Below are 24876 nucleotides of genomic sequence, written 5' to 3' on the forward strand. Positions count from 1 at the left end.
GCGCATCACTCGGGTTGGCGGTTCATCCTTCAGCTCACGTTGCGCTGGCACTCGGCCGGCACGACGCAGGTGCCGGATGCGCGGCAGACGATGATCGGCTCCGGCAGCACGTCGCAAGCGGAAGGCTGGCCTTTGACGCCGGCCGGCACGATGACCTTCCGCGCCTCGAACTCCATCTTGCGCGAGGTCTTGCCCATGGCGACGATGCGACCGGTGGCCTCGATGAAGTCCCCCGAGCGCACGGGCGCGAGGAATTCGACCTTGTCGTAGGCGACGAAAAGGCCCTCGTCGCCGTCGCTGCGGATCAGGAGTTCGGTCGCGACGTCGCCGAAGAGTTGCAGCATCTTGGCGCCGTCGACGAGGTCGCCGGCGTAGTGGGCGTCGTGGGCGCTGATGCGCAGGCGGATCATGCTGGTGATTTCCTTGTTCATGTTGTCTCCCTTACGCCCTGTGGCGCTTGATCCATTCGTTGATCGCGAAGGACGCGACGTCCTCCGCATAGGACTTCGTCCCGAAACCCGCGTCGTAGCCGAGCTCCTTCGCGAGCTCATGCGAGATGCGCGGGCCGCCGACGACGAGGATCACGCGGTCGCGGATGCCTTCGGCTTCGAGGAGATCCGATAGACGCGTCAGGTTGTCGAGGTGGATGTTCTTCTGCGTGACAACTTGCGACACGAGGATCACATCGGCCTGCTCCTCGATCGCGCGGGCGACGAGTTCCTCGGAATCGACCTGCGCGCCCATGTTGATCGCACGGACCTCGTGATAGCTCTCCAGCCCCTTGTGGCCGTTGTAGCCCTTCATGTTCATGATCGCGTCGATGCCGACGGTGTGCGCGTCGGTCTCGATGCACGCGCCGAGGAAGACCATCTTGCGGCCCATCTTCTCGGCGATCAGCGCGTTGATCGCGTCCTTGTCGAGCGTCTCGAACTCGGGCTTCGCGACCTTGATGCGCGAGAGGTCGACGCGGTGCTTGCACTGCCCGTACAGCACGTAGAACGAGAAACCCTGCCTCATGTCCTCCGCGTGGACGACAGCGGGTTCGTCGAGCCCCATCTCCAGCGCGAGCTGCCGCGCGGCTTCCTTGGCGTTCTCGTCGAGGGCGACCGGCAGCGTGAAGGAAAGCTGCACGCGGCCGTCGTTCATCGTGTCGCCGTAGGGCTTGACCCAGTTTTCAGCGACCGCCTCAGTGGTGTGCGCGGTGAGGTGTTTGCTCATGTCGGCGCTCATGTCAGTTCGCTCCCGCCAGCATCAGGTCCGGGAACGGGTTGTAGTAGTCGGCGGCCTTCGCGACGACGCCGTCGAGGCCCTTGCCGCCCTCCATCGTGCGCGAGATGTCGGCGAAGGTGCCGCGGCCGATCGCCGCCGGCAGACCAATCTTCTCGATCTCCGCGAGGATGCCGACGGTCTCGGCGAGCACTTCCTGCGCGCGGCGCTCGATGCGTCCACCGGCCTTGAATTCGACCTCGTCGTGGAGATCGCGCATCGTGCCGAACACGTACTTCGCGTTCTGGATCGCGAGGAAGCGGTCCTGGATGAAGGGCGTGTGGATCGCCTCGGTCATCATCCCGAGGAGGTGGATGTTCTGCCCGGTCAGCGTGCTGACGACGTTGAACAACGCGTCCTGGATGTGGCCGCGGAAGATGTTCCCCGTCATGTGCTTCGTCGGCGGCATGTACTTCAGGCAGGCCTCGGGGAAGACCTGGCGCACGAGCTGGGCGTGGGCGACTTCCCACAGGAAGCCGTTTTCCAGGTCCGGGTTGATCTCGAACGCGTGACCCAGGCCCATCTGGTTCGGCTTCAGGCCCGAAATGTAGGCGAACTGCTCGTTGATGAGCTGGGACGCGAGGACGGTATGCGCGGCGTCGAACGCGTCGGCGGTCGTCAGGTAGTTGTCCTCGCCGGTGTTGATGATGATGCCGGCGTAGGCGTTGACCATGCGCGAGAAGAACTGGTCGATGAAGGTGCGCTTCATGTTGATGTCGCGGAAGATAATTCCGTACATCGAGTCGTTGAGCATCATGTCGAGACGCTCCATCGCCCCCATCGCCGCGATCTCGGGCATGCACAGGCCGGAGCAGTAGTTCGTCAGGCGGATGTAGCGGCCGATCTTCGCGCCGACCTCGTCGAGCGCGGCGCGCATCAGGCGGAAGTTCTCCTGCGTCGCGTAGGTGCCGCCGAAGCCTTCGGTGGTCGCGCCGTAAGGCACGTAGTCGAGCAGGCTCTGGCCGGTCGAGCGGATTACCGCGACGATGTCGGCGCCTTGCTCCGCCGCGGCGCGGGCCTGCACGATGTCTTCAAAGATGTTGCCGGTCGCGACGATCAGGTAGAGCCAGGGCGTGCGTGCTTCGCCGACCTTGTCGATCTGCTGCGCGCGAACGGTGCGCTGAGTGGCGATGTGATCGCACATCTTCGCGGCGATCGCTTCAGCGGATTGGCGCGCGGCCTTGTCGTGTTTCGGGGCGGCGAGCACGAGTTTGCCGGCCGCGACGGCTTCGGCGACCTGCTGCGCGGTGAGCTTGTGCTCGGCCATCGCGCCCGCAATGATCGCGGCGGCGCCATGCTGCAGCAGCCCCTGCTCCTGTAGATGGCTCACGAGGCGGTTCGGCAGCGGAATCTGATTGTCGTCCACGCCATCGACGCCCATCAGGCGCAGCGTTGCGCGCTCGACAGTGGTCGTCGTGTACTGGCTCATCTCGTCGAACACGCGATGCGCGATGCGGCGCGCCGATTCGCGTGCGCGGTCGATCTGGCTCTGGTCGAGATTGAGTCGGGTCATTCAAGAACTCCTTCGGTATGTTCCTCTCGCATCACGTCGGCGACGACGTGATCGGGGAAGGCCCGGCGTGCCGCGTCGAGGAAGTCCCCGGCGTCGAAGCTGCCGCCGAGCGGCGAAAACGGGTTGAGGGTGATGCCGGCGATGCGGATGGCTCGGAAGGCGGCGAGGCGCGCGCCCATTGCGGTAAAGGCCGCGACGTCGTTGGCATCGACGAAAAGCTTGGTGCCATCGGCGACGATGACCGTCAGGCCCGGATGGCGCGCGGCGAGCGTCTTCAGCGCGTGCCAGAGCGCGCGGCCGACGGCGCCGCTGACGGCGATCGTCGCCGGATCATGCAGGCCGAGCAGCGTCGGCGCGGCGTTGAGCGTCGGGATGCGCGCGTCGAACACGGCGTCGCCCGCGCGGTTCCACACGCCGACGCCACCGTGTGCAAAGACGCTCGTGCAACGCGCGGTTAGCACCTCGTCCGCGGGCGGGATGCCGAGAATCACAAGCCGGTCGCGCGTCTTGCGGATCACGTCGGCGATGCCGCCGCCGATCGCCGCCCCCGTCGCAAGCACCACCCCGTCCGCGATCGCGGGCGAGGCGTGATGGCTGCGGCCGAGCGCGCCGTCAAGCAGCACCAGCGCGCAGCCGCAGCCCTTCAGGATCGCGATGACCTTCTGCTGGTCGGAGCTGCGCGATGCGCCGGCGATTTCCATCTCGCCGTGGTCGAGCGCGCGCACGATCAGGATCTCGCCCATCGGGCTGTCGATGCCGGTCGTGCCGATCTGCTTCCAGCGGACCTTCGCGCGCAATAGCGTGTCGCGCGCGGTCGCGACGAGGCTGCCGGGCCACACGAGCACCGGCGGCTTCGGGATCGAAAACACCTGATCGCGGTCCTCGCCGTCGCGTCCGATCGACGTGATGCCGACGCTCACTCCCTGAGCGTGCGCCTGCGCGAGAAGATGATTCAGGCACACCGTCTTGCCGGTGCTCTTCGTCATCCCCATCACCGCCAGCGTCGTCATGCCGGCCGCGCGGATTTCGCGCCACAGCGCGCTCCCGGACATGGCGGCGGCCTCAGACATAGAGCGTCTCGAAGAGATGCCGCAGCGCCGGGCTCTCGCGCAGCAATTCGAGTGCGAACACCGCGTGGTCCTTCGCGTAGCCGTTGCCGACGATCATCTCGACGTCCTTGCCGACGCCTTCGGCGCCGAGCGCGGCGGCGGTGAAGCTCGTCGCCATCGAGAAGAAATAAATCTTCCCGCCCTCGCGCGTCGCGAGGATGCTGCCCATCTCGGTGTTCGGGATGTTCACGCAGTTGATGACGACGTCCGCCATGCGCCCGTCGGTGAGCTCGGAGACGGCCTCCATCATCGCCACCGCGTCCGTCGCATCCGCCCGCAGCGCGTGATCGACCCAGCCGAGCTCGCTCATGCGCCGGCAGTCCTTCTCGAAGGGCGACACCCCGATCACGCGGCCGGTCGGCCCCGCGCGCTTCTTTGCCTCGTACGTGCAGAGCGTGCCGGACTTGCCGCCGCCGCCGACAACCACCACGGTGTCGCCCGGACGCACGAGCCGTGCAGTCTGCGCCGGCGCACCGGCCACATCGAGGATCGCGAGCGCGACCTTCTCCGGGATGTCGTCCGGCAGCTTCGCGTACAAGCCCGTCTCGAACAGGATCGCCTGGCCGTCGATCTCGATCTGGTCCTTGTCGGCGTGGACCGCGCGAACGACGTCGGTGCGCAGCGGCGTCAGCGACAACGACACCAGCGTCGCGATCTTGTCACCGACCTTCAGGTCGATCTTACCGACGAGCTTGGACCCGATCGCCGCGACGCGCCCGATCAACATGCCGCCCGAGCCTGTGACCGGGTTGTGCATCTTGCCGCGCTGACCAACGATGTCGCGCACGATCGCGGAGATGCGGCCGAGGTCGCCTTCGGCCTCGGCCTTGATCTGCGTGAAGCTCGCGGCGTCGATGTTGAGCGCCGCGACATCAATCAGAATCTCGTTGTCGCAAATCTCCATCGTGTTGTCGATCTTCCACGCGCCTTGCGGCAGCACGCCTTGCGGCTCGACGACGCGGTGCGTGCCGTAGGGGGAACCATGCTTCATGGCCCCTCCTTATGCGCGGCTTTGCGACGGGACGCGGAAGTCGAGGCCCAAGCCCGGCATCTCGACGGTGTCGCCCTTGTAGTTGCGGCACTTGATCGTCGTGCCCTGGCCGTCGCGGCGGATTTCCTCGGTCACGTAGGTCGGGATGATCGGCAGCTTGCCGAGGCCACCCAGCCCATCGACGACGAAGGTCGGCACTGCCGGGCCGCTGATCCAGCCGCGGATGCCTTCGTACAGCTCAAGCATCCGGTGATAGGGAACAATGAAATGGTGCCCGCCCTCGACCATGTCGGTCGAGTACACGTAGTACGGCCGTACGCCCATCTCGATCGCCTGCATGAAGAGTTCGCGCAGCACGTCGACGTCGTCGTTGACGCCCTTCAGGCACACCGTCTGCAGGCCCATCATGATGCCGGCCTTCTGGATCAGTTTGACGCGCTCACGCAGCAGCGGCGTGATCTCCTTCGGATGGTTGATGTGGATGTTCACCATCTGCACGCGATGCTTTTCGAGGATCGCGCAGAGCTCCGGCGTCACGCGAGTCGGCAGTTGCACGACCATGCGCGAGCCGATGCGCAGGAAGCGCACGTGGGGCGCACGTTCGCGGATCGCGCCGAGGATGTAGTCGAGGCGCTCGTCGTCGAAGGTCAGTGGATCACCGCCCGAGAGCAGCACGTCGTCGATGTCCTTGTTGCTCGCGATGTAGTCGATCGAGCGCTCGATTTCTTCCTTATGTACCGAGCCGGTCGGCTGCGACACCATGCGTTTGCGGGTGCAGAAGCGGCACAGCGTCGAGCAGGTGTTCGACACCAGGAAGAGCACGCGGCGCGGGTAGCGATGCACGACGCTGGTGCCGGGGATGGTGTCGCCCTCCTCGCCCAGCTCGTCGAGCATCGTCTCAAAGCCGGCCTTCTGCTCCTCATGGCGCGACGGCAGATACTGCAGGCGGATCGGACAGTTCGGATCGTGCGGATCCATCAGCTTCGCCATATAGGGCGTGACCGAGACGGCGAACTTCTCGTAAACGGTCTCGTTCACATCCTCCATGTTGTCGAGGATGTCCTTCAGCTGGGAGTGATGCGAGTAGCGGCGGGCAAACTGCTTCTGCCAGGGTTCGGAAGCCGGGTCGTAGGCTTCGAGTTCGGCACGGCTGAGCAGCTGGCGCGGAGAAATCACGACTTTTTGTAGCATTTTCTTGTCCCTCTTTGTTCGTCGGAATGGCTGGCCCCACGGGCCTTACAAGGGAAATTCTAGGCAGCCGCCGCGCCGGCCTGAACGAGCAAACTGACTTTGAATATGCGGACAAATCAGTCAAAATGACCGACGTTCAAGCAGAATGACTCAAACGAAGAAAACCCATGGACGAACTCGACCACCAGCTGATCGATCTACTCAAAGTGAATGCCCGCCTGCCCGTCGTGAAGCTCGCGCAGGCGCTGGGCTGCGCGCGCAGCACGGTGCAGTTGCGCCTGAAGGCGCTGGAAGACAACGGAACGATCAGCGGCTACACGGTCAGCGTGTCGAAGCCGCAATCCTCGCGCTCGATCTGCGCGATGGTGCTGATCTCGATCGAGTCGAAGAACGAGCCTGAGGTCGTGCGTGCGCTGAAGAAGCGCCACGAGATCCAGAAGCTTTACTCGATCAGCGGCCGCTACGACCTGTGCGGCATGCTGGAGACGGAGACGACGCACGAGCTGGATGCGGTGATCGACCGCATCCGTGCGATCAAGGGGGTGGTGGATACGTTTTCGACGATCCTGCTGTCGACGAAGCTGGATCGGCCGGGCTGAGGCGTTCAGCGGCTGGCAGCGTGGCGCCTCAGCCATTCGGCGAAGGCGGCCTCGTCGATTTCGCCTGCTGCGACCGCGAGCATCGCTGCCGTTGCCTCGGCCTGCGTCGCACGCAAGCAATAGCCGTTCAGATACAGGAACAGACCGACGCAGAGAAAAGCCGCGCGCTTGTTGCCATCGACGAAGGGATGGTTCTTCGCAACGCCGAAGCCATACGCCGCTGCGAGAGTGGCGAAGTCGGCCTCGCCATAGGCGACCAGATTGAGCGGCCGCGCCAAGGCCGAATCGAGCAGTCCCTCGTCACGCATGCCGGACGCGCCCCCATGCTCGGCGAGACTTTCGTCGTGGAGCAGGATGAGCGCGCGCTTGTCGATCCAGCGCCAGCGAGTCATCGCGCGCCCGCGCTCACTTCGCCAGCTCGTGGAAGGTGTCGCGGAACTCACGCATGAACTCGCGGCCTGCGTCGAGTTGCTCGGCGAGCGTGGGATCGTAGGGCGTGATCGTGTAGCCGTCGGGGCTCTCGGTGACGAAAACCGTGTCGCCCTTTTCCAGCTTCAGGCGCGCAAGAATCTCCTTCGGGAGGACGAGCCCTACGGAATTGCCGATCTGCGTGAGTTTGAGCGCATGCATGGCGCGGCCTTCGAACGGTTATAACAACCGTAATAATAGACCCAAACGACCTTCCGGGCGGCTCCTGAGCGCCACAGCTCCTTCCCCTATGAAGAAGATCGCAGCGAAGGACAGCAGGAAGGCCGAGATCATGTCACCCGGCGCACAAGGCGCGCAGCACCGTGCCCCCCGCTGCGCGAACGCGTTGGAGTATCCCGGCCGGCAACAGCAGACGGTGGGCTTCCCGCATCCCGCTGGCGAGCGTCGCGCGGAAGTCGGCGCCCTCGCCCGCGGCGATCCACCACTGCCCCGCCCCCGAGCCCAGTGATGCCTCGGCGGCCGTGAGTCGCAGGCTGTTGGCAACGCCGTTCAGCTTTGTGGTATGCGCCTCCATCACGCGGCCCGCGTCGAAGATGTCGACGTGATTCTCGAAGTGGAAGCCGTCGTTCTCCAGGAGCGCGGCGAGCGCGTGCCCGCTCTCGTGCACGCCGCCCACCACGCACTGGGCCGCTTCGGGCAACAGGCTCAGGTACACCGGGTACTTGGGCATCAGCTCCGCGATGAAGGCCTTGTGGCCCTTGGCGACGAGGCGTTCCGCGCCCCGCTGGTCGACCTTGAAGAAGTGGCGGCCGACCGCCTGCCAGAAGGGTGAAGTGCCCTGCCCGTCCTGCACGCCGCGCAGCTCCCCGATGATGCGCGGGGCGAACTCCGCGGGGCGCGACGCGACGAAGAGCTGCGCCGCACGCACGAGCTGCGCCGCCGCGCCCATGCGCCGTGCATCGCGCCGTACATACAGGCTGTGTATTTCGCTGCAGCCGGTGAGGTCGTTGCACAGGTAGAGCACGTCGAGGCAGCGGTAGGACTTCAGCCGCCGGCTCGAATGGACCATCTTGCCCAGGCGATAGTCGTAGAAGGGCTGGTCGAGGCCGATGTTGCAGGTGAGCGCGATGCAGCCGACGACTTCCCCGCTCGCCACTTCTTCGAGGAGCAGCAGGTAGCTGCGCTCGGCATCGGTCGCTTCGCCCGCGAGGCTGCGCCGCGTCACCGCGATCGTCGCGCGGCTCGCATCGACCGATTCGGGGTGCCGTTCGAGCGTGCCGTTGGCGTCGACCACCAGGGCGGTGAAAGCCTCGGCGTCGTCCATCGTCGCGAGGCGGACCACGAACTCTTTGTCAGCTTTGTCGCGCACGGGCAACCGCGGAGAATCAGGCAAGGACACAGCGCACCTCGTCATCGTCGTTCAGTTCGAGCCGGCCCGCGACCTCCGGGGTCGTCGCGACGATGCCGTCGACGCGCCGGACCGACGCCAGCACGGCACGGAAGCGGCTCGTCTCGCCGTTCGCGAGCAGAGCGGCGGCTTCGCTGCGTCCCGGCACGGCGTCGGTGACGAGCCGCAGCAGCTGGCTGTCGCGCACCGAACGCGCGAGGTCGCGCTTGACGCAAAAGGTCGGCCCCCCGTCGAAGACGTCGACGTAGCGTTCGGCCTCGAAGCCCTCGTCGACCAGCAAAGCGTAGGTCGACATGAGATCGTCGCGCGTCTGGCCGAGCGCGTTCTGCGCGACTTCCGGCAGCAGCGGCACGTAAATCGGGTGATGCGGCATCAGCTCCGCCATGAAGCTGCGATCCTTGCCCAGCGCGTGGCGTTCCGCTTCCCGGTAGGACACGCCGAAGAACTTGCTGCCGACCGCGGTCCAGAACGGCGACTCGCCCTGCTCATCGACAATGCCCGGCAGTGGCGCGATCACGTCCTCGGCAAAGCGCGCCGGGTTCTCCGCGATGAAGCACAAGGCCGCCTGCAGCAGCGTGCGCTCGACGAGGCTGCGTTGCGCGCCGGGCAACACGAGCGGCGGGCGCAGCAGCGTGAAGCCCGAGAGGTCATGGCTCAGCGTCAGCGCGTAGATGCGGTGATTGACGCCCAGCTCGGGCGAGGCGTGGATGATCGTCTCGTTGCGGAAGGAGTAGTCCGCGCCGGGGTGACCTGCGGCGGCGACGATCCGCATCGCCCCGATGGGCGCGCCACCGGCATCGCAGGCGACCAGCAGGTACTGCTCCTCGCCGGGGAATTCGACCTCGGCGGCGAAGGCGTCCTCGCTGCGCTCGACGAGCTTTTCGAGCTCGCGGCTGTCGTTCGGCAGCGCCACGTCGAGCGGCGGCACACGCGCGGCAATGCCGGCGAGCGCTTCGAGGTCCGAATACTGAGCGGGTCGAATCGTCAGCATGAGGGCTCCGTGGGGGGGATGGGCGGCACGACTGTCGCGCCGTGTCCGGAAATGTTGTTGGAGAGCGTTGCTCGCGCGCGGTCTTCGCGCGGCGTGACGCCGAAGTGCGCGCGGTAGGCGGTCGCGAAGTGCGAGCCCGACGAAAAACCGCAGGACAGCCCGATCTGCACGATCGACTGCTGGGTGCGAACGATCAATTGCCGTGCCCGCTCCAGGCGCAGCACCTGATAGTACTTCGACGGCAGGATGTCGAGGTTCTGCTTGAAGAGCCGTTCGAGCTGCCGTCGCGAAATGCCGACGCAATCGGCGATCTCGTCCGAAGTCAGAGGCTCCTCGAGGTTCGCCTCCATCACGAGCAGCGCCTCGTTCAGTTTCGGCGGATGCTGCGAAATCCGGCTCGTCGCCGGCACCGCCTGCTTCTCGTGGCCGGGCCGGATGCGGTCGAGGCCGAACTGGCGGGCGATGTCGTCGGCGAGGCTCGGCGCGATCTGCTGCGCGACGAGGTACAGGATCATGTCCATCATCGCCTGATTGCTCGACGCGGTCAGGCGCTCGCGGTCGATCTCGTACAGGCTCGCGCAATGCACGAGCGCCGGATGGCGTTCGCGATAGAAGGCCATCTCCTCCCAGTGCACCGCGACGCGCCGGTCCTCCAGCAGGCCCGCCTGCGCGAGCCAGCCGGTGCCGCCGCGATTGCCGCAGAAGGCCGCACCGGAGCGCGCGATGCGCGCGAGCTGCGCGAGGATGCTCTCCTCCTCGGCGCCGGGAACGTGGAAATCGGACGCGACGAAGAGCGCGTGACAATGCAGGACCAGCGGCAAGGCGCCCTCGACGGCGATGCGCCCGCCGCCCGAGAGCGACACGGGTGCGCCGTCGACCGACACCAGCCGCAGGTCATAGAAGCGCCGGCCGCCCAGGCGATTAGCCTCGGCGAAGGGATCGACGATGGTACCCAACGTACTGAGGGACACCGGCGGGACGAGCAGCACGACGACGACCACGGGTCGCCCGCCGTCATCCGGCGAGACGAGACCGCGCGCCGACGGCGCCCGCCAGTCGTGCTCCACAGGTTTCTCCCAGCGCATGGTCTGCCGCCGATCCTATTCCCTCACGCGCTGCCGCGCGAGTCTTACTTCAGGTTGCCGGACAGGAACTGCTGCAGCCGCTCGCTCTGCGGCTTCACCAGCACTTCGCGCGGATTGCCCTGCTCCTCGACACGGCCCTGATGCACGAAGATCACGTGGTTCGACACCTCGCGCGCAAAGCCCATCTCGTGCGTCACGACGAGCATCGTGCGCCCCTCCTCGGCCAGCGAGCGCATCACCTTCAGCACTTCGCCGACGAGCTCCGGGTCGAGCGCCGAGGTCGGCTCGTCGAAGAGCAGCACTCCCGGCTCCATCGCCAGGGCCCGCGCAATCGCGACACGCTGCTGCTGACCGCCGGACATGTGAGCCGGATAGCTGTCGCGGAATTTCCACACGCCGACGCGCTCCAGGTAGCGCTCGGCGCGCTCCAGCGCCTCCGCTTTCGGGATGCCCAGCACATGCGCCGGCGCCTCGATGACGTTCTCCAGCACCGTCATGTGGCTCCACAGGTTGAAGTGCTGGAACACCATCGACAGCCGCGTACGGATCTGTTGCAGCTGCTTCGGGTCGGCGACGACAAGCTCGCCCTTGCGGTTGCGCACGAGCTCGATCTCCTTGCCGCCGACGGTAATACGTCCCGAGGTCGGATTTTCGAGGAAGTTGATGCAGCGCAGCCAGGTGCTCTTGCCCGAGCCCGAGGAGCCGATGATGCTGATCACGTCGCCCGAGTTCGCGGTGAGCGACACGCCCTTCAGGACTTCGTGATCGCCGTAGGATTTGTGCAGGTCCTCGACACGGACCTGTTCGCGGACTTGTCCGGCGATCGCGCTCTGGTTCATGGTGCGTCCTTGCTGGTCGGCGCGCGGTGCTTGCAGGTCGCCGAAACCGACCCGTTGTGTGATGGCGTTCTGGTTCATTATGCCTCCTTGGTCTTGAGAGCCTTGCGCGGGGCGAGGTGGGCGAGCCACCGCCGCTCGGCGAGCTTGAACAGTCCGACCAGCATGAAGGTCAGCACGAGGTAGATCAGACCGACGAAGATGAAGGATTCGAAGGGCGCGAAGTGCCGCGAATAGACGTTGCGCGCGGCGCCGGTGAGGTCGACGAGGGTCACCGCGCTCGCGATCGCCGAGCCCTGCAGCATCAGGATCACCTCGTTGCTGTAGGACGGAATCATCCGCCGCAGCGCCGACGGCAGCACGATGCGCTGCAGCGCCTTGAAGCGGCTCATCCCCATCGCCTTGGCAGCCTCGATCTCGCCGTGCGGCGTGTTGCGCATGCTGCCTGCGACGATCTCCACGGTGTAGGCACATGTGTTGAGCCCGAAGGCGAACAGCGCACAGAAGTACGGCTCGCGGAACAGCAGCCAGAAGGGCTGACCCTCCTCCCACGCCGCGCGCATCCACTCCCATTGCGCCGCTCCGTAGTAGATCAGCAGCAGTTGCACCAGCATCGGCGTGCCGCGGAAGAAGTAGGTGTAGGCCGAAACCGGCAAGCGCACGGCCGGGTTCTTCGAGACGCGCGCGACGGCGAGCGGAATCGCCCCGGCGAAGCCGACCAGCAGCGCGACCGCGGTGAGCTGGAGCGTCATCCACAGCCCGCGCCAGAATTCCGGCAGATTGCCGGTGATGACCGAAGTATCGAATAGGTCCATGTTCGAGGTGCTCCGGTCAGACGTGGGATTCGCGCACGCCGACGTTGTAGCGCGTCGTCAGGCGGCCGAGGAAGTAGCCCGAGATCGCGGTCATCGCCAGATACAGCACGCACACCGCCAGATAGAAGGTGAAGGGCTGGTGCGTCGAGCGCCCGGCCTGGTCGGCGACGCGCGTCATGTCCGAGAGGCCGATCATCGACACGATCGCCGTGCTCTTCAGCAACACCAGCCAGTTATTGCCGATGCCTGGCAGTGCGAAGCGCAGCATCTGCGGGAAGAGGATGCGGCGGAAGACCTGCCAGCCGCTCATGCCGTAGGCCCGCCCCGCTTCGAGCTGGCCCGCGGACACCGAGAGGAAGGCGCCGCGGAAGGTCTCGGTAAAGTAGGCGCCGAACACGAAACCGATCGTCATGACGCCGGCGACGAAGGGGTCGATCTCGATGAAATCCCACTCGAAGTAGTCGAGCACCGCGTTGAGCAACAACTGGCCGCCGTAGAACACCAGCAGCATCATCACAAGGTCGGGCACGCCGCGCACGACCGTCGTGTAGAGCATCGTCCATAGCCGCAGCGGGAGGTAAGGCGACAGCTTGCACGCCGCGCCGAGCAGCCCGGTCGCCACTGCCAGCGCCAACGACAGCAGGGCGACCTGCAGCGTGACGCAGGCACCGGCGAACAGGCTGGGAGAATATTCGATCAAGGCATTCATTGCGCATTGACTCCGGGACGCGGATACGCAGGGGAAAAGCCGGATCCGCTCACGCAGAAAAGGGAAGCGCCGGATGCTTTCGCTATCCGGCGCGACGTATGGCGGGGATCAGTTCCCGTAGATGTCCATCGGGAAGTACTTCTTGCGGACCTCTTCGTACTTGCCGTTGGCGCGGATCGCGACGAGCGCCTTGTTGAGCTTCTCGGTCAGATCCTTGTCCTTCTTGCGCACTGCGATGCCGATGCCCTCGCCGACGACGCCCTTCTCTTCCGCCGTGTTGCCGAACACGCGCTCGCCCGCGACGTCGTAACCGGCGCCCTCAGGTTTCGTGAGGAAACCGCCGTAGGCTTCGAGGAAGTCGGCGAAGGCCGCGTCCATGCGGCCCGAGTTCAGATCAAGGTAGGCCTCGTCCTGCTTCGCGTAGCGGATGATCTCCGGGCCCTTGCCTTCCCAGAACTTCGTCGCGAAGTTGTCGGCGACGGTGCCGCGCTGCACGCCGATCTTCTTGCCCTTGAGCGACGTGAGGTCGGGACGCAGCGGCGAGCCCTTCTTCGCGATCAGCGCGAGCGGCGACGCGTAGTACTTGTTCGTAAAGTCGACCTTCGCCTTGCGCTCGTCGGTGATCGACATCGACGCGATGATCGCGTCGAACTTGCGCGAGACCAGCGCCGGAATCATGCCGTCCCAGTCCTGCTTGACCCAGGAGCACTTGGCCTTCATTTCCTCGCACAGCGCGTTGCCGATGTCGATGTCGAAACCGCGCATGGAGCCGTCGGCGGCGGTGACGTTGAACGGGGGGTAGGCCCCTTCGGAAGCCATACGGATCTCGTCCCAATCCTTGGCGACGGCGCTGCCCGCGGTCAGGGCGACGGCGGCGCACAGCAGTGCGTATTTTTTCATCCAGTACTCCTCACTTTGTTTCGCGGCTTCTTCGCGACGGCTGGGCCGATGGTTTGACGGGCTGCCTGGATACCAAGACAGCGGGAAGCGGGGCGAATGGTGGCAAAAAAGGCAACGCACCTCAATGGTGCGCCGTGCGGTTTGCTGCAATGCACCGCTGCCACAAAAAAATGACGGAAATCCGCCAAGACCCTTTACGCGTGCGGGTCGAATCCTAGTCTCGGAAGCCCTTGGCGGCACGCCTCCGACATGAAGACGGTCGAAACCTGATAGCAAATGTCGCAAAGCTGCAAGAAATCCGGCTCTGCTGCACCGCAACTATCACAAAAGAGGCATCCCCTTTCAGAAAAGCGGCAGTTCGCCTGCCGCCCGCCAACTCCTCGTGCCAAAGCGCTTAGCATCCGCCCCCGCTACCCCATCGGGGAAGCCGCCAAATGCAAAACAAGACCTACGCGAGGAGAAGATCAATGCGAAAAGTGGGAACCCTGTGCGCCGCGCTCATGGCTGCCGGACTGATGTCGAACGCCGCCCACGCGGATGAAGCCGCGCTGCGGGCGCAGATCGCCGAACTGAGGGCGCACCTCGAAGCGCTCGAAGCCCAGATCAAGACCATCGACGCCAACGTCGGCGCGGTGCCCAAGACCTTCAACCTCGTTACGAAAGGCGACGAAGAAGGCACCTTCAAGCTGCCGGGCTCGGAAACCTCGGTCGGCCTCTATGGCTTCATCCACGTCGACGGCTACAAGGACTTCGGCGCCCGCACCGGCGACTGGGCCTTCGAACCGGGGACGATCGCGATCAAGGACGATCCGTCCGGCCTCAACTCCGACACCCGCAAGGGCAAGTTCAACCTCAGCGCCCGCGTCACCCGCTTCGGCGCCAAGACCTCGACGCCGACCGACCTCGGGGCGCTGCGCACCAAGCTCGAATTCGACTTCTACGAATACGGCGACACCACCTACAAGAGCGGCTACACCAACGGCTACAACCCGCGCCTGCGCCATGCCTACGGCGAGCTCGAAGCCGACTGGGGCACGCTGCTCGTCGGCCAGACCTGGTCGACCTTCATGAACCTCGACGCGACGCCCGAGACCGCCGACTTCAACGGCCATGGCAGCGCCCAGCTCGCGCGCCAGCCGATGGTGCGCCTGTCGGAGAATTTCGATGCGCTCGGCACCGTGTCGGTCGCCATCGAAAACGCCGCGACGATGATCAACGGCGAGAAGCCGCTCAACACCCCGAACCTCGACAAGCGGCCGGACCTCGTGGTCGGCTGGAACAAGACCGGCGACTTCGGCAGCGTCGGCGCCAACGCGCTGATGACGCGCTACTCCTACGACGACAACGCCGGTACGACCGACGGCCGCAACGCCTACGGCGTGAGCGTCGGCGGCGCGTTCAAGATCACCGACCAGGATTCGCTGCTCGGCCTCTACACCGCCGGCAACGGCATCGCCCGCTACCTGCCGTCGGCGAACTACAACTGGGAAGTCTTCGACGGCGACAAGATCCGCCTGAGCATGGCCCGCGCCGTCACCGTTGGCTGGGCTCGCGCCTGGACGGAGAAGGTGCGTACGAACCTGTCGTGGGGCCGCACCCATCTCGACGTCGACTCGAAGTACCTCGCCGCCTACGGCCCGTCGGCGAACGAGACGCTCACCCACGCCTTCGCCAACGTCTTCTGGGCCTTCACGCAGAACGCCGAGCTGGGCCTCGAATACGCCTGGGGCGAGCGCGAGCTGAACACCGGCGAGACCGGCACTTTCCGCCGCCTGCAGACCTCGATGCACTACTCTTTCTGAAATTCTTCACGGAAAGTGGCCGGAATGGGGAATTTGCCCCACCCCGGCCGGTGCAACTTTTGCTTAAACTAAAAGGATTACAAATATAACCTTCGTCCGATAGACCCCTCGACCAGGCACCCTGCGCGCAACACATGGCTACATTCCTCGAAGCAAGCGTAGGTGAACTGGTGGACGGCTCGCCCGTCCCGACCTTCGTCATCGACAGCGAACACCGCGTCCGTTACTGGAATCGCGCGTGCGAAGTCGTGCTCGGCTGTTCGGCGGTCCAAATGGTCGGCACCCAGGACCAATGGCGGCCGTTCTACCCCGAGCGCCGCCCCGTGATGGCAGACCTCGTCGCGAGCGGGTCGATCGACGAGCTGATCTCGACCTACTACCCGGCGAAGTTCCGCCCTTCGAAGATCATCCCCGGCAGCTACGAGGCGGAAGACTTCTTCCCCCACCTCGGCGACGGCGGCACCTGGCTGTACTTCACTGCTGCTCCGATTCGCAACGAGCGCGGCGAAATCATCGGCGCAATTGAAACATTGCAGGACATCACCGAGCGCAAGGAAGCCGAACGCCAACTCAAGGATGTGCTCGACGAACATCGCGTCATCTTCGACAACGCGCACGTCGGCATCGCCTACATCCGCGGCCGCCAGATCCTGAAATGCAACCAGCGCATGGCCGAGATCTTCGGCTACGACAGGCCCGAGGAACTTGCTGGCCAGCGCACACTGATGCTCTACCCCTCCGCCGAAATCTGGCGGGACCACGGCGTCCGCCTCTACCACCAGCTCGAAGCACGGGGTTTCAGCGAAGAGGAAGCCGAACTGCGCCGGCGCGACGGCCGGCCGGTGTGGTGCTATCGCGTCGGCCGCCCCATCGACCCCACTGAGCCGCACGGCGGATCGATCTGGGCCTACTCGGACATCTCCGCGCAAAAGCGCCAGCAACGCCAGCTCGAACTCGCAAGCACCGTCTTCGACAACAGCTCCGAAGCGCTGATGATCTGCGACCGGGACAACCGCATCGTCAGCGTCAATCGCGCCTTCACCCGCATCGCCGGCTTCGAGGCAGCCGAAGCGATCGGACAGACACCGTCGATGCTTTGTTCGGGCCGGCACGACCCCGCCTTTTATCACGAGATGTGGGACACGCTGCTGTCGACGGACCACTGGGAAGGCGAGATCTGGGACCGCCGCAAGAACGGCGAGGTCTACCCGAAATGGCTGTCGATCTCGGTGGTGCGCGATGAGTGCGGGCACCTCACCCACTACGTCGCTGCGTTCTCGGACGTGACCTTGCGCAAGCACGCCGAGGAGCGCGCGCAATTCCTCGCCCGCCACGACGTGCTCACCGGCCTGCCGAACCGCATGCTGCTGCGCGAGCGCTTCGAACAGGCCGCCGAACATGCGCACCGCACGCGCCGCAAGCTGGCGCTCCTCTTCCTCGACCTCGACCACTTCAAGCGCGTCAACGACTCCCTCGGCCATCCGGTCGGGGACGCGATGCTGATCGCAGTCGCCGAACGCCTGCGTCTCGCGGTGTACGGCACCGACATGATCGCGCGGCTCGGCGGCGATGAATTCGTGATCCTGCTCGAAAACGTCGAACGCGCCGAAGACATCGCCAAGGTCGCCGGGAAGATCGACCGCTGCATGCAGGCGCCGATCAACCTCGGCGGGCAGCTTCTGAGCACCTCGTTCTCGATCGGGGTGGCCGTGTTCCCCGGCGACGGTCAGGACTTCGACACCCTGCTGCAACGCGCCGACACCGCGATGTACCACGTCAAGGAATCGGGGCGCGGCACCTTCAGCCACTTTGACGAGCAGATGAACGTGCAGGCGTCGGAACGGCTCTCGCTGCACGCCCGGCTGCGCCAAGCGATCGATGGCGACGAGTTCGCACTGGTCTTCCAGCCCCAGGTCAATCTGCGCGACGGACGGGTGTTCGGCGCCGAAGCGCTGCTACGCTGGAACCCGCGCGAAGGGGACGCCGTCGGGCCGGACCGATTCATCCCGGTGGCCGAGGAAAGCGGCCTGATCCTGCCGATCGGCGAATGGGTGATCCAGCAGGCCTTCCGGCAGGCCCGCCGCTGGCTCGACGCGGGGACGCCGATACAGCTGAGCATCAACGTCTCGGGCCTGCAGATCTATCGCAGCGACCTGCTCGCGACGCTGGCTGGCGTGCAGCGCGACACCGGCGTGCCGCCCTCGATGATCGAGATCGAGCTCACCGAATCGACGCTGATGGAAGACGCACATGCCGTCTGCGAAGTCCTCGATGCCCTGAAACGTGCCGGCTATTCGCTTTCCATCGACGACTTCGGGACCGGCTACTCGAGTCTCGCCTACCTGAAGAAATTCGCGATCCACCGCCTGAAGATCGACCGCTCCTTCGTCACCGACCTGTGCACGAACACGGAAGATCAGGCGATCGCGCGTGCCGTGATCCAGATCGGCCACGCACTGAATCTGCGGGTCATCGCCGAGGGGGTCGAGACGGCCGAGCAGATGTCGCTGCTCCGCCAGCATGGCTGTCACGAGGGACAGGGCTATTTCTTCGGTCGTCCCGTGTCGGCCGACCGGCTGACGATCGGCGCGCGAGCCCCGAGGGCAGAAATTCAGCGCGCAGTGGAGGTCGGCGGCCGTCTTTCCGAACTCTTGCGCGTCGGCTAGCCTCCCCGGCCGTCGAGTCGGTCTTGCGCGATCACTGCGGAAAATTCCCCAATCATCACCTATAGTCGAATCACACACCCGCGGCGTAGAACCTTGGGGGGACAAGTCTTTTCAGGGAGCAATGTACGGAAAGTGGGAGGCATGATGGACTTCAGACTCGTTTCCGTGAGCGTTCTCGCGGCGCTCGTCATGGCCCTGCCTTCGACCCTTTCGGCTGCTACGGTCAGCGACGGATCCTTCGACCAGCAGACCAAGGCCATCGACGAGGGCATGAAGGCGAAGGAAGACTCCGGTGTATTCGGCCGTCCCGGCTTTGCGAGCGAGGAAGGCCCGCGCGCCAGCTCTGTCGGCGACCGCGACATGGATCGCTATGTGCAGCACCTGGGGTATGAAATCCGGCTCCGCAACGCCATGCAAGACCGCGACTCGGCCGGTTTCCACTGAAACTCGGACTCGCGCAGCATCGGAAGGGGCTCCATCCCGGATGGAGTCCCTTCTTCGTTGACGACCCGGATTGCGGGGAATCAGAAGGCGGAGGAGGAAGGCACGCGAGCCGCGACGCCGACCCCGGTCTCGGCCGGCACACCGAGCAGCTGCGCGACGCTGTCGATGAAGAGGCGGTGTTCGGCGGGCGCGCTGCGCCGCCACTGTCGGACGTATTCCGCGAGATCCGTGCCGGCGCCGGCAGGCGCCAGGTTCAGGTAGCGCAGTGCGCTCCAGTTGTCGCGCGACTGCTCGAACAAGGGCAGCAGCAGGTTCGCGACCACCTCGTTGTCGTCGCGTAGATAGGGGTTGTGCGACATCACCGGCAGCTGCGTCTGCAGCCAACCCTGCGGCGAGACGCCTGGCGGAAGCTGGCGATGGGGCTCGGACACCAGGCGGTCGGCGTAGCTGCGCAGTCGCGGCGCGTAGGCTTCCCATGAGGGGAACGGCGCCTCAACCTCCCAGCGCTCGGCCATGCTGCGCAGCGCATGCACGCCCGCTGCCTCGCACAGCGCCTCTTCGAACCACTGGTTCTCGCGCCGCGCCGGATCATCCCCGCGCACATCGTAGTTCGACATGATGTGGCAGAACTCGTGGCCGAACTGGTAGGCGTACTGCGCCCAGCCGCGATTGGTGGCCGAGAGCTGCACGCGGTATTCGCCGCTGCCGCCCTTCTTGAACAAGGTCACGGGACTGCCCGACTCGTGCGTGACGACGATCGGACGGTTCAGGCTTGCGGCGGAAGAATTGAGCAACTGCTCCGCCACCGAGTACAGCAGGCCCTCGATCTCCTCGCGGCTGGCCGTGCCCCAGCCATCGCCTTCGACACGGATATCGACGGCAGGCGCTTCGGCGGCCGCAGTGGCGGGCGGAAGTCCGGTCAGGAAGCCTGCAGCAAGGAGCAGTGCGAGGTGGAAAACAGGGCGCATCGATCGGTACAGACTGAACACCTCGCCGGCCTCCCGCGCCACGCACACTTTTCGGAGTCTAGTAAAGGGCGCGGCAAGCGCAAGCCGAATTAACGACTTTTGACATGGTTTGTCGAGCCGAAAAAGCACAGGGGCGCCGGCACCTCGCGGCACCGACGCCCCTGTACGCGTCCAGACGATCACGGCACGTCTCACCACATGCCGCGTGCCCGCTTACTCGACGTAATGCCCCACGCCGACCAGCGAATTGCCGACGCGATGCACGTAGGAGCGCTTCTTCTCGACGCGGTTCGTCACCGGGTTGCGCCAGACGTAATCCACGGTCGCGTCGTCGGCTGTCTTCAGCTTGTCGATCATTTCGGCGACAAGCGCGTGCCCTTCCGCATCATGCAGGCCGCGCGCATCGGTATCGGAAAGGGCCGGGTTCATCCCCATCGCCTCGAACTTGCCGCTGTCCATGTTCACCATGAACACATACAGGTCGTCCTTCACGAAGGGTCCCTGCCGGTTGTTGAAGGCGGTGGCGGCCTTGGCGGGCCCGTCGGCGGTGACGGTATCGACGGCGCGCTTGAGCATGCTGCGGGCGTCGTCAGCCGTCGCGCGCGGAGCGGAGTAGCCGACGCCGAGGATGTAGTCGCCGCTCTTATGCACGTAGGTGACCTTGGGCTCGACCTTGTTGGTCATGCGGTTCAGCCACATGTAGCGCACGGTCGCTTCCGGCGCGCTGCGGGTGCCGTCGATCATCTCGCGGAAGAGCGGATTGCCGGCGGCGTCCGTCGTGTTGAGCACGCTCAGGCCGACCAGCGCTTCGGGCGCCGCGCCGCTCGCGTGATAGACGCCCTTGTCGTCGATCACGAAGACGTACAGGTCCTTGCGCACGAAACGACCCTTGCGGTCGTTGAAGGCCGTGAAGGCCTTCTCGGGCGCGTTCGCGTTCGCGTCCATGTACTTGACCGCCTGGTCGAGCAGCTCGCGCGCTTCGCGCGGCGTGCCGCGATCGGCGGCGAGCGCCGAGTGCGCCGCGACGCCGAGCACCGCGGCGGCAACGATCGGCTTGAGGAGATTCTTTTTCACTTGGCTGATCCTCACAAAAAGGATTCGGGATGGTCGTCTGAAACCGCGGCCAGGCTCGGGCTCAGAAGACCACCCCGGCGAACCGGGGTGGCTTGCAACGGGACGGCTTTCACCGTCCCCTGACGCCATCAGCCCTTGTGCAGCTTGAACACCCACACGGAACCGCCCTGCTCGAGCATGTTCACGCGCTTGGCGACGTCGCCGCCCCACAGCGGCACCGCACCGCCCCAGCCGGACACGACGGCGACATATTGCTCGCCATTGTCTTCCCAGGTGATCGGCGGCGCAATAATGCCGGAGCCGGTCTGGAACTTCCACAGCTCGGCGCCCGTCTTCGAGTTGATCGCCTTCAGGTAGCCTTCCGGCGTACCGTAGAACACGAGGTCGCCGCCCGTGGCCAGCACGCCCCCCCACAGCGGAGCGTTGTTCTTCACTTCCCACACGATCTTGCCGCTGACCGGGTCGACCGCGCGCAGCGCGCCGATGTAGTCGTCGTTCAGAGGCTTGATCGTGAAGCCCGCACCGAGGTAGGCCGCGCCGCGCTTGTACGACACCGGCTCGTTCCAGATGTCCATGCCCCATTCGTTGGCCGGCACATAGAAGAGGCCGGTCTTCGGGCTGTAGGCCATCGGCATCTGGTTCTTGCCGCCGAGGAAGGAAGGCGCAGCAAAGACCGACTCGCCCTTCTTGCCTTCGCCGCCTTCGGTGAAGGGGTTGGGCGGACGCTTGCTGTCGTTATAGACCGGACGGCCCGTCGCGATGTCGATGTGATCGGCCCAGTCGTGACGGTTGACGAACGGGAAGGCGTTGAGCAGCTTGCCGTTGGTCCGGTCGTTCACGAAGAAGAAGCCGTTCCGGTCGGCCTTGCCGCCAGCCTTGACCATCTTGCCGGTCTTCGGATCCTTGTAGTCGAAGGACACGAACTCGTTCACGCCGTCGAAGTCCCAGCCGTCGTGCGGCGTGGTCTGGTAGTGCCACACGATCTTGCCGGTGTCCGGGTCGATCGCGATGGTCGAGGACGAGTACAGGTTGTCACCCGGGCGCAGCCAGCTGTTCCACGGTGCCGGGTTGCCGGTGCCGATGAAGATCAGGTTGACTTCGGGATCGTAGTAGGCAGACAGCCAGGGGGCCGCGCCGCCCGACTTCCACAGGTCGCCCGGCCAGGTGGCATTGGTCGTGCCGGAGACGCCGTTCTCGACCTGGTTGCCGTCCTTGTCGTACTTGTAGCCCATGTTGCCTTCGACGGTCGGACGGCTCCAGACGAGCTTGCCGGTCTTGGCGTCGCGCGCTTCGACCTTGCCGACGATACCGAATTCGCCGCCGGACACGCCGGTGATCACCATGCCCTTGACGATCTGGGGCGCGGCGGTGAAGGAGTAGCCGCCCTTGTAGTCTTCGATCTTCTCCTTCCAGACGACCTTGCCGGTGTCCTTGTCGAGCGCGACGAGTTGCGCATCGAGGGTGCCGAAGATCACGAGGTTGCCGTAGATGGCCGCGCCGCGGTTGATCACGTCACAGCAGGGCATGATGCCTTCAGGCAGGCGGTGCTCGTACTTCCACAGCTTCTCGCCGGTCTTCATGTCGAGCGCGAAGATGCGGCTGTAGGAGGCGGTGACGTACATCTTGCCGTCGAACACGATCGGTTGCGACTGCTGGCCGCGCTGCTTCTCGCCGCCGAACGAGAACGACCACACGGGGACCAGGTTCTTGACGGTGGAGGTATTGACCTTGGCCAAGGGGCTGTAGCGCTGTCCCTTGGTGCCGAGACCGTAGGTGACCACCTGGCTGGTGATGCCGGTGCCGTCCTTCAGAATGTCATTGTCGGTTACTTCGCGAGCCTGCACGGTGCCGACGGTCGCGAGCGCCAGGGCCAGTACGCTCAAAGCGCCTGGCAGGCGGCTCTTGCGGGTCTTCTCCATTTACATCCTCCTTTATTTTCTCGTCACGTTTCTTCCGAATCCGCCGCCCCAATCGGCGAAGGCTTCGGACGACCCGTTCGCAAAGCCCGTGCCACCTCCTCGTGGAGCCTGAACCGCCATTGATTCAGGCTGTAACACGGAACTCAGGTGTCCCGACCAGCGTCCTGCGCAAGGTGTCACTGCTCTGATTGACAGCAGTTGTTCCGTTTTTGAGCAACTGCAGAGCAGATCGCCTGCACAGGCCGCGTGTTACCGAATGGCACACCCTTTGCTGTATGTAGTAACAAACGACGAGGAAGGCAATGACCATCCTTGCGGAGGAGATGAGATGCGCAGTGCAATCCTGATGACAGTGGCCTTGCTGTGCCTCGGCGTCGTGTCGCCGATGCGGGCTGCGTACGCGGCTTCTCCCGCGATTCCGTCCGAAGCTTCCGCGGACGCCACATCTGCCGATCCGCTGAGATCGCCGCGCTGGGGCGACATGCAGAAGCTATTCTTCGCCGGCCAGCCCGTCGTGTTCGATGCCCGCGTGCGCGTGAGCGGCCCCGATATCGCCGAAGACTCCCTGAATGTGCCGATCAGCGTCGATGCGAGCGGCCTCCCCAACGTGCAGGAAGTGCTCGTCTTCGCCGACTTCAATCCCATCCTCGGCGTGCTGCGCTTCTTCCCGACCGCCGCGAAGCCCTCGCTCGGCCTGCGGCTCAAGCTGCAACAGTCTTCCCCGGTGCGCGCCGCGGCACGGACCGCGGACGGCGTGTGGCACGTCGGCGGCCTGTGGGTGACTGCGACCGGCGGCGGCTGCACCGCCCCTTCGACGGGTTCGGGCTCGGCCGAATGGCAGGAGCGCCTGAATGAAGTCAGCGCGCGCATCTTTCCGCGCATCGACGGGGGCTCACGCCTGCGTCTGCGTATCATCCACCCGATGGATACCGGCCTCGCGCCGGGCGTTCCGGTCTTTCACATCGAAGAGCTGCGTCTTGCCGACGAGGCCGGCGCGGAGCTGATGCGCATCCAGCCTTACGAACCAGTCGCCGAGAACCCGCTGTTCACGGTCGACCTGCCCGCCCGCAGCGGCAGCAGCGGGCGCATTCACACGTCCGGCCGCGACAACAACGGCAACCTCATCGACGCGTGGGTGACGCCGTGATGCGCCGCGCCGCCAGCACCACGCTTGCCACACTCCTCGCGTTCGCGTTGTCGCTGAGCGCGCCGACGCCGATCGGCGCCGCCGACCTCGCAGCACCGACCGAAGCTCGCGGCAGCGAGGCAGCGTTCGACTACCACCTCTCGCCGCGCGAGATCGCCCCCGGCGTGTTCGTCTTCATCGGCCGCAACGAGGACTTCACCGTCGAGAACGGCGGCAACATCCTCAACACCGGCTTCATCGTCGGCCCGGAAGGCGTCGTCGTCATCGATACCGGCAGTTCCCGCCGCTACGGCGAACAAATGCTCGCGGCGATCCGTCGTGTCACAACAAAGCCCGTCGTACTTGCCCTCAACACCCATCACCACCCCGACCACTTCCTCGGTAACCAGGCCTTCCCGGCCGAAACCCTCGCCGCGCTGCCGCAAACGCGCCAGGGCATCGAGACCGACGGCGAGGCATTCAACGAGAACCTGTACCGGATGGCCGGCGACTGGATGCAGGGCACTGAACGGGTGGTGCCGACGCGGAAGCTCGAACCCGGTCGCCGCCTCGTCGCCGGCCGCGACCTCGAATTCCTCGCGCTCGCCGGCCACACCGCCGGCGACCTCGTCGTGATCGATCACGCGACCGGCACGATCTTCGCAGGCGACCTACTCTTCAACGGCCGCACCCCGACCACGCCACACGCCGACATCCCGACGTGGCTCGCGGCGCTCGACCGCCTGGAGACCCTGCCCGCGCAGCGCTGGGTACCTGGCCATGGCGCGATCGCCAGCGACACGAGCGCGATCCGTCAGACCCGCGCGTGGCTCCAGTGGCTGGCCCGCACGATGCGCGACGGCGCCGAGGCCGGGCTGGACATGACCGAGATGCTCGCGCAGCCGATCGCACCTGAATTCCGCACGCTCGCGCTGGTGCAGACCGAATACCGCCGCAGCGTGATCCATCTGTTCCCGCATGCAGAGCAGGCCGCGTTGTCCGCGCCTGGACTACGATGAATCACTCACGGGGAGC

At 65.4% G+C, this 24876-nt stretch carries 24 protein-coding genes; 6 read left to right on the plus strand and 18 right to left on the minus strand.

Translation table 11 applies throughout. The features are described from left to right. Positions 1 to 29 precede the first annotated feature (29 nt). Genes kal through VJ673_RS16810 form a run of 6 tightly spaced genes read right to left on the minus strand, consistent with a single transcriptional unit; the run spans position 30 to position 6070 of the window. Positions 30 to 431 (minus strand): 3-aminobutyryl-CoA ammonia lyase, encoded by a 402-nt coding sequence (kal, locus tag VJ673_RS16785; protein WP_324127296.1) that lies wholly within the window; start codon positions 429 to 431, stop codon positions 30 to 32. A gap of 10 nt (positions 432 to 441) precedes the next feature. After that, positions 442 to 1230 (minus strand): lysine 5,6-aminomutase subunit beta, encoded by a 789-nt coding sequence (kamE, locus tag VJ673_RS16790; RefSeq protein WP_324127297.1) that lies wholly within the window; start codon positions 1228 to 1230, stop codon positions 442 to 444. Between the two features lies 1 nt (position 1231). Then, positions 1232 to 2779, minus strand: coding sequence for a lysine 5,6-aminomutase subunit alpha (gene kamD / locus VJ673_RS16795; RefSeq protein ID WP_324127298.1), 1548 nt, complete (start codon positions 2777 to 2779; stop codon positions 1232 to 1234). Then, the gene (kamB, locus tag VJ673_RS16800) at positions 2776 to 3849 is read right to left on the minus strand and encodes a lysine 5,6-aminomutase reactivase subunit KamB (RefSeq protein WP_324127299.1); all 1074 of its coding nucleotides are present in this window, start codon (positions 3847 to 3849) and stop codon (positions 2776 to 2778) included. The genes kamD and kamB overlap by 4 nt, the downstream gene beginning before the upstream one ends. After that, a complete protein-coding gene (kdd, locus tag VJ673_RS16805; RefSeq protein WP_324127300.1) occupies positions 3842 to 4879 on the minus strand; it encodes an L-erythro-3,5-diaminohexanoate dehydrogenase in 1038 nt (345 codons plus the stop codon). The genes kamB and kdd overlap by 8 nt, the downstream gene beginning before the upstream one ends. Before the next feature lie 9 nt (positions 4880 to 4888). Next, the gene (locus VJ673_RS16810) at positions 4889 to 6070 is read right to left on the minus strand and encodes a KamA family radical SAM protein (RefSeq protein WP_324127301.1); all 1182 of its coding nucleotides are present in this window, start codon (positions 6068 to 6070) and stop codon (positions 4889 to 4891) included. A gap of 167 nt (positions 6071 to 6237) precedes the next feature. On the opposite strand from VJ673_RS16810, the gene VJ673_RS16815 reads away from it, so the two are divergent. After that, positions 6238 to 6669, plus strand: coding sequence for an Lrp/AsnC family transcriptional regulator (locus VJ673_RS16815; protein ID WP_324127302.1), 432 nt, complete (start codon positions 6238 to 6240; stop codon positions 6667 to 6669). 5 nt (positions 6670 to 6674) lie between these two features. On the opposite strand, the gene VJ673_RS16820 is transcribed toward VJ673_RS16815, so the two are convergent. The 9 genes from VJ673_RS16820 to VJ673_RS16860 all read right to left on the minus strand — a co-directional run bounded on the left by VJ673_RS16820 (position 6675) and on the right by VJ673_RS16860 (position 13842). Next, positions 6675 to 7061 carry a type II toxin-antitoxin system death-on-curing family toxin gene (locus VJ673_RS16820; RefSeq protein WP_324127303.1) on the minus strand — a complete coding sequence of 129 codons (387 nt, stop codon included), beginning with the start codon at positions 7059 to 7061 and terminating at the stop codon, positions 6675 to 6677. Between the two features lie 13 nt (positions 7062 to 7074). Then, complete coding sequence (locus VJ673_RS16825) at positions 7075 to 7299, minus strand: AbrB/MazE/SpoVT family DNA-binding domain-containing protein (RefSeq protein ID WP_324127304.1); 225 nt, start codon at positions 7297 to 7299, stop codon at positions 7075 to 7077. A 133-nt stretch (positions 7300 to 7432) separates the two neighbouring features. Continuing rightward, a complete protein-coding gene (locus VJ673_RS16830) occupies positions 7433 to 8467 on the minus strand; it encodes an arginine N-succinyltransferase (protein WP_324127305.1) in 1035 nt (344 codons plus the stop codon). Between the two features lie 16 nt (positions 8468 to 8483). Then, on the minus strand, positions 8484 to 9497 hold the full coding sequence (locus VJ673_RS16835; RefSeq protein WP_324127306.1) for an arginine N-succinyltransferase: 1014 nt from the start codon (positions 9495 to 9497) through the stop codon (positions 8484 to 8486). Further along, on the minus strand, positions 9491 to 10582 hold the full coding sequence (locus VJ673_RS16840; RefSeq protein WP_324127307.1) for a GlxA family transcriptional regulator: 1092 nt from the start codon (positions 10580 to 10582) through the stop codon (positions 9491 to 9493). Before VJ673_RS16840 ends, VJ673_RS16835 begins: the two co-directional genes overlap by 7 nt. 44 nt (positions 10583 to 10626) lie before the next feature. Then, positions 10627 to 11421 carry an ABC transporter ATP-binding protein gene (locus tag VJ673_RS16845; RefSeq protein ID WP_324127350.1) on the minus strand — a complete coding sequence of 265 codons (795 nt, stop codon included), beginning with the start codon at positions 11419 to 11421 and terminating at the stop codon, positions 10627 to 10629. Positions 11422 to 11498: 77 nt separating this feature from the next. Then, a complete protein-coding gene (locus tag VJ673_RS16850; RefSeq protein WP_324127308.1) occupies positions 11499 to 12233 on the minus strand; it encodes an ABC transporter permease in 735 nt (244 codons plus the stop codon). A 16-nt stretch (positions 12234 to 12249) separates the two neighbouring features. Then, the gene (locus VJ673_RS16855; protein ID WP_324127309.1) at positions 12250 to 12942 is read right to left on the minus strand and encodes an ABC transporter permease; all 693 of its coding nucleotides are present in this window, start codon (positions 12940 to 12942) and stop codon (positions 12250 to 12252) included. A 108-nt stretch (positions 12943 to 13050) separates the two neighbouring features. Then, positions 13051 to 13842 (minus strand): ABC transporter substrate-binding protein, encoded by a 792-nt coding sequence (locus VJ673_RS16860; RefSeq protein ID WP_324127310.1) that lies wholly within the window; start codon positions 13840 to 13842, stop codon positions 13051 to 13053. Between the two features lie 467 nt (positions 13843 to 14309). Here VJ673_RS16860 and VJ673_RS16865 point away from each other — a divergent pair, with 467 nt between their 5' ends. From VJ673_RS16865 to VJ673_RS16875, 3 genes are all read left to right on the plus strand, one after another. Continuing rightward, a complete protein-coding gene (locus tag VJ673_RS16865) occupies positions 14310 to 15644 on the plus strand; it encodes a DcaP family trimeric outer membrane transporter (RefSeq protein ID WP_324127311.1) in 1335 nt (444 codons plus the stop codon). Positions 15645 to 15778: 134 nt separating this feature from the next. After that, the gene (locus VJ673_RS16870) at positions 15779 to 18310 is read left to right on the plus strand and encodes a sensor domain-containing protein (RefSeq protein ID WP_324127312.1); all 2532 of its coding nucleotides are present in this window, start codon (positions 15779 to 15781) and stop codon (positions 18308 to 18310) included. Positions 18311 to 18451: 141 nt separating this feature from the next. Further along, positions 18452 to 18754 (plus strand): hypothetical protein, encoded by a 303-nt coding sequence (locus VJ673_RS16875; RefSeq protein WP_324127313.1) that lies wholly within the window; start codon positions 18452 to 18454, stop codon positions 18752 to 18754. An 80-nt stretch (positions 18755 to 18834) separates the two neighbouring features. Here the strand turns inward: VJ673_RS16875 and VJ673_RS16880 are convergent, their stop codons facing one another. From VJ673_RS16880 to VJ673_RS16890, 3 genes are all read right to left on the minus strand, one after another. Continuing rightward, positions 18835 to 19743: a hypothetical protein gene (locus VJ673_RS16880; RefSeq protein ID WP_324127315.1), complete on the minus strand. Its 909-nt coding sequence runs from the start codon at positions 19741 to 19743 to the stop codon at positions 18835 to 18837. Positions 19744 to 19935: 192 nt separating this feature from the next. Then, entirely contained in the window at positions 19936 to 20796 is an 861-nt protein-coding gene (locus tag VJ673_RS16885; RefSeq protein WP_324127316.1) for a cache domain-containing protein, read from the minus strand. Between the two features lie 128 nt (positions 20797 to 20924). After that, the gene (locus VJ673_RS16890; RefSeq protein ID WP_324127317.1) at positions 20925 to 22715 is read right to left on the minus strand and encodes a methanol/ethanol family PQQ-dependent dehydrogenase; all 1791 of its coding nucleotides are present in this window, start codon (positions 22713 to 22715) and stop codon (positions 20925 to 20927) included. Positions 22716 to 23043: 328 nt separating this feature from the next. On the opposite strand from VJ673_RS16890, the gene VJ673_RS16895 reads away from it, so the two are divergent. Together VJ673_RS16895 and VJ673_RS16900 are read left to right on the plus strand one after the other, a co-directional pair. Then, the gene (locus tag VJ673_RS16895; protein WP_324127318.1) at positions 23044 to 23862 is read left to right on the plus strand and encodes a quinoprotein dehydrogenase-associated SoxYZ-like carrier; all 819 of its coding nucleotides are present in this window, start codon (positions 23044 to 23046) and stop codon (positions 23860 to 23862) included. Beyond that, positions 23862 to 24860 carry a quinoprotein relay system zinc metallohydrolase 1 gene (locus VJ673_RS16900; RefSeq protein WP_324127320.1) on the plus strand — a complete coding sequence of 333 codons (999 nt, stop codon included), beginning with the start codon at positions 23862 to 23864 and terminating at the stop codon, positions 24858 to 24860. Before VJ673_RS16895 ends, VJ673_RS16900 begins: the two co-directional genes overlap by 1 nt. The last annotated feature ends 16 nt before the right edge of the window (positions 24861 to 24876 follow it).

Source organism: Aromatoleum sp. (genome assembly GCF_035254505.1).
GTDB lineage: Bacteria > Pseudomonadota > Gammaproteobacteria > Burkholderiales > Rhodocyclaceae > Aromatoleum.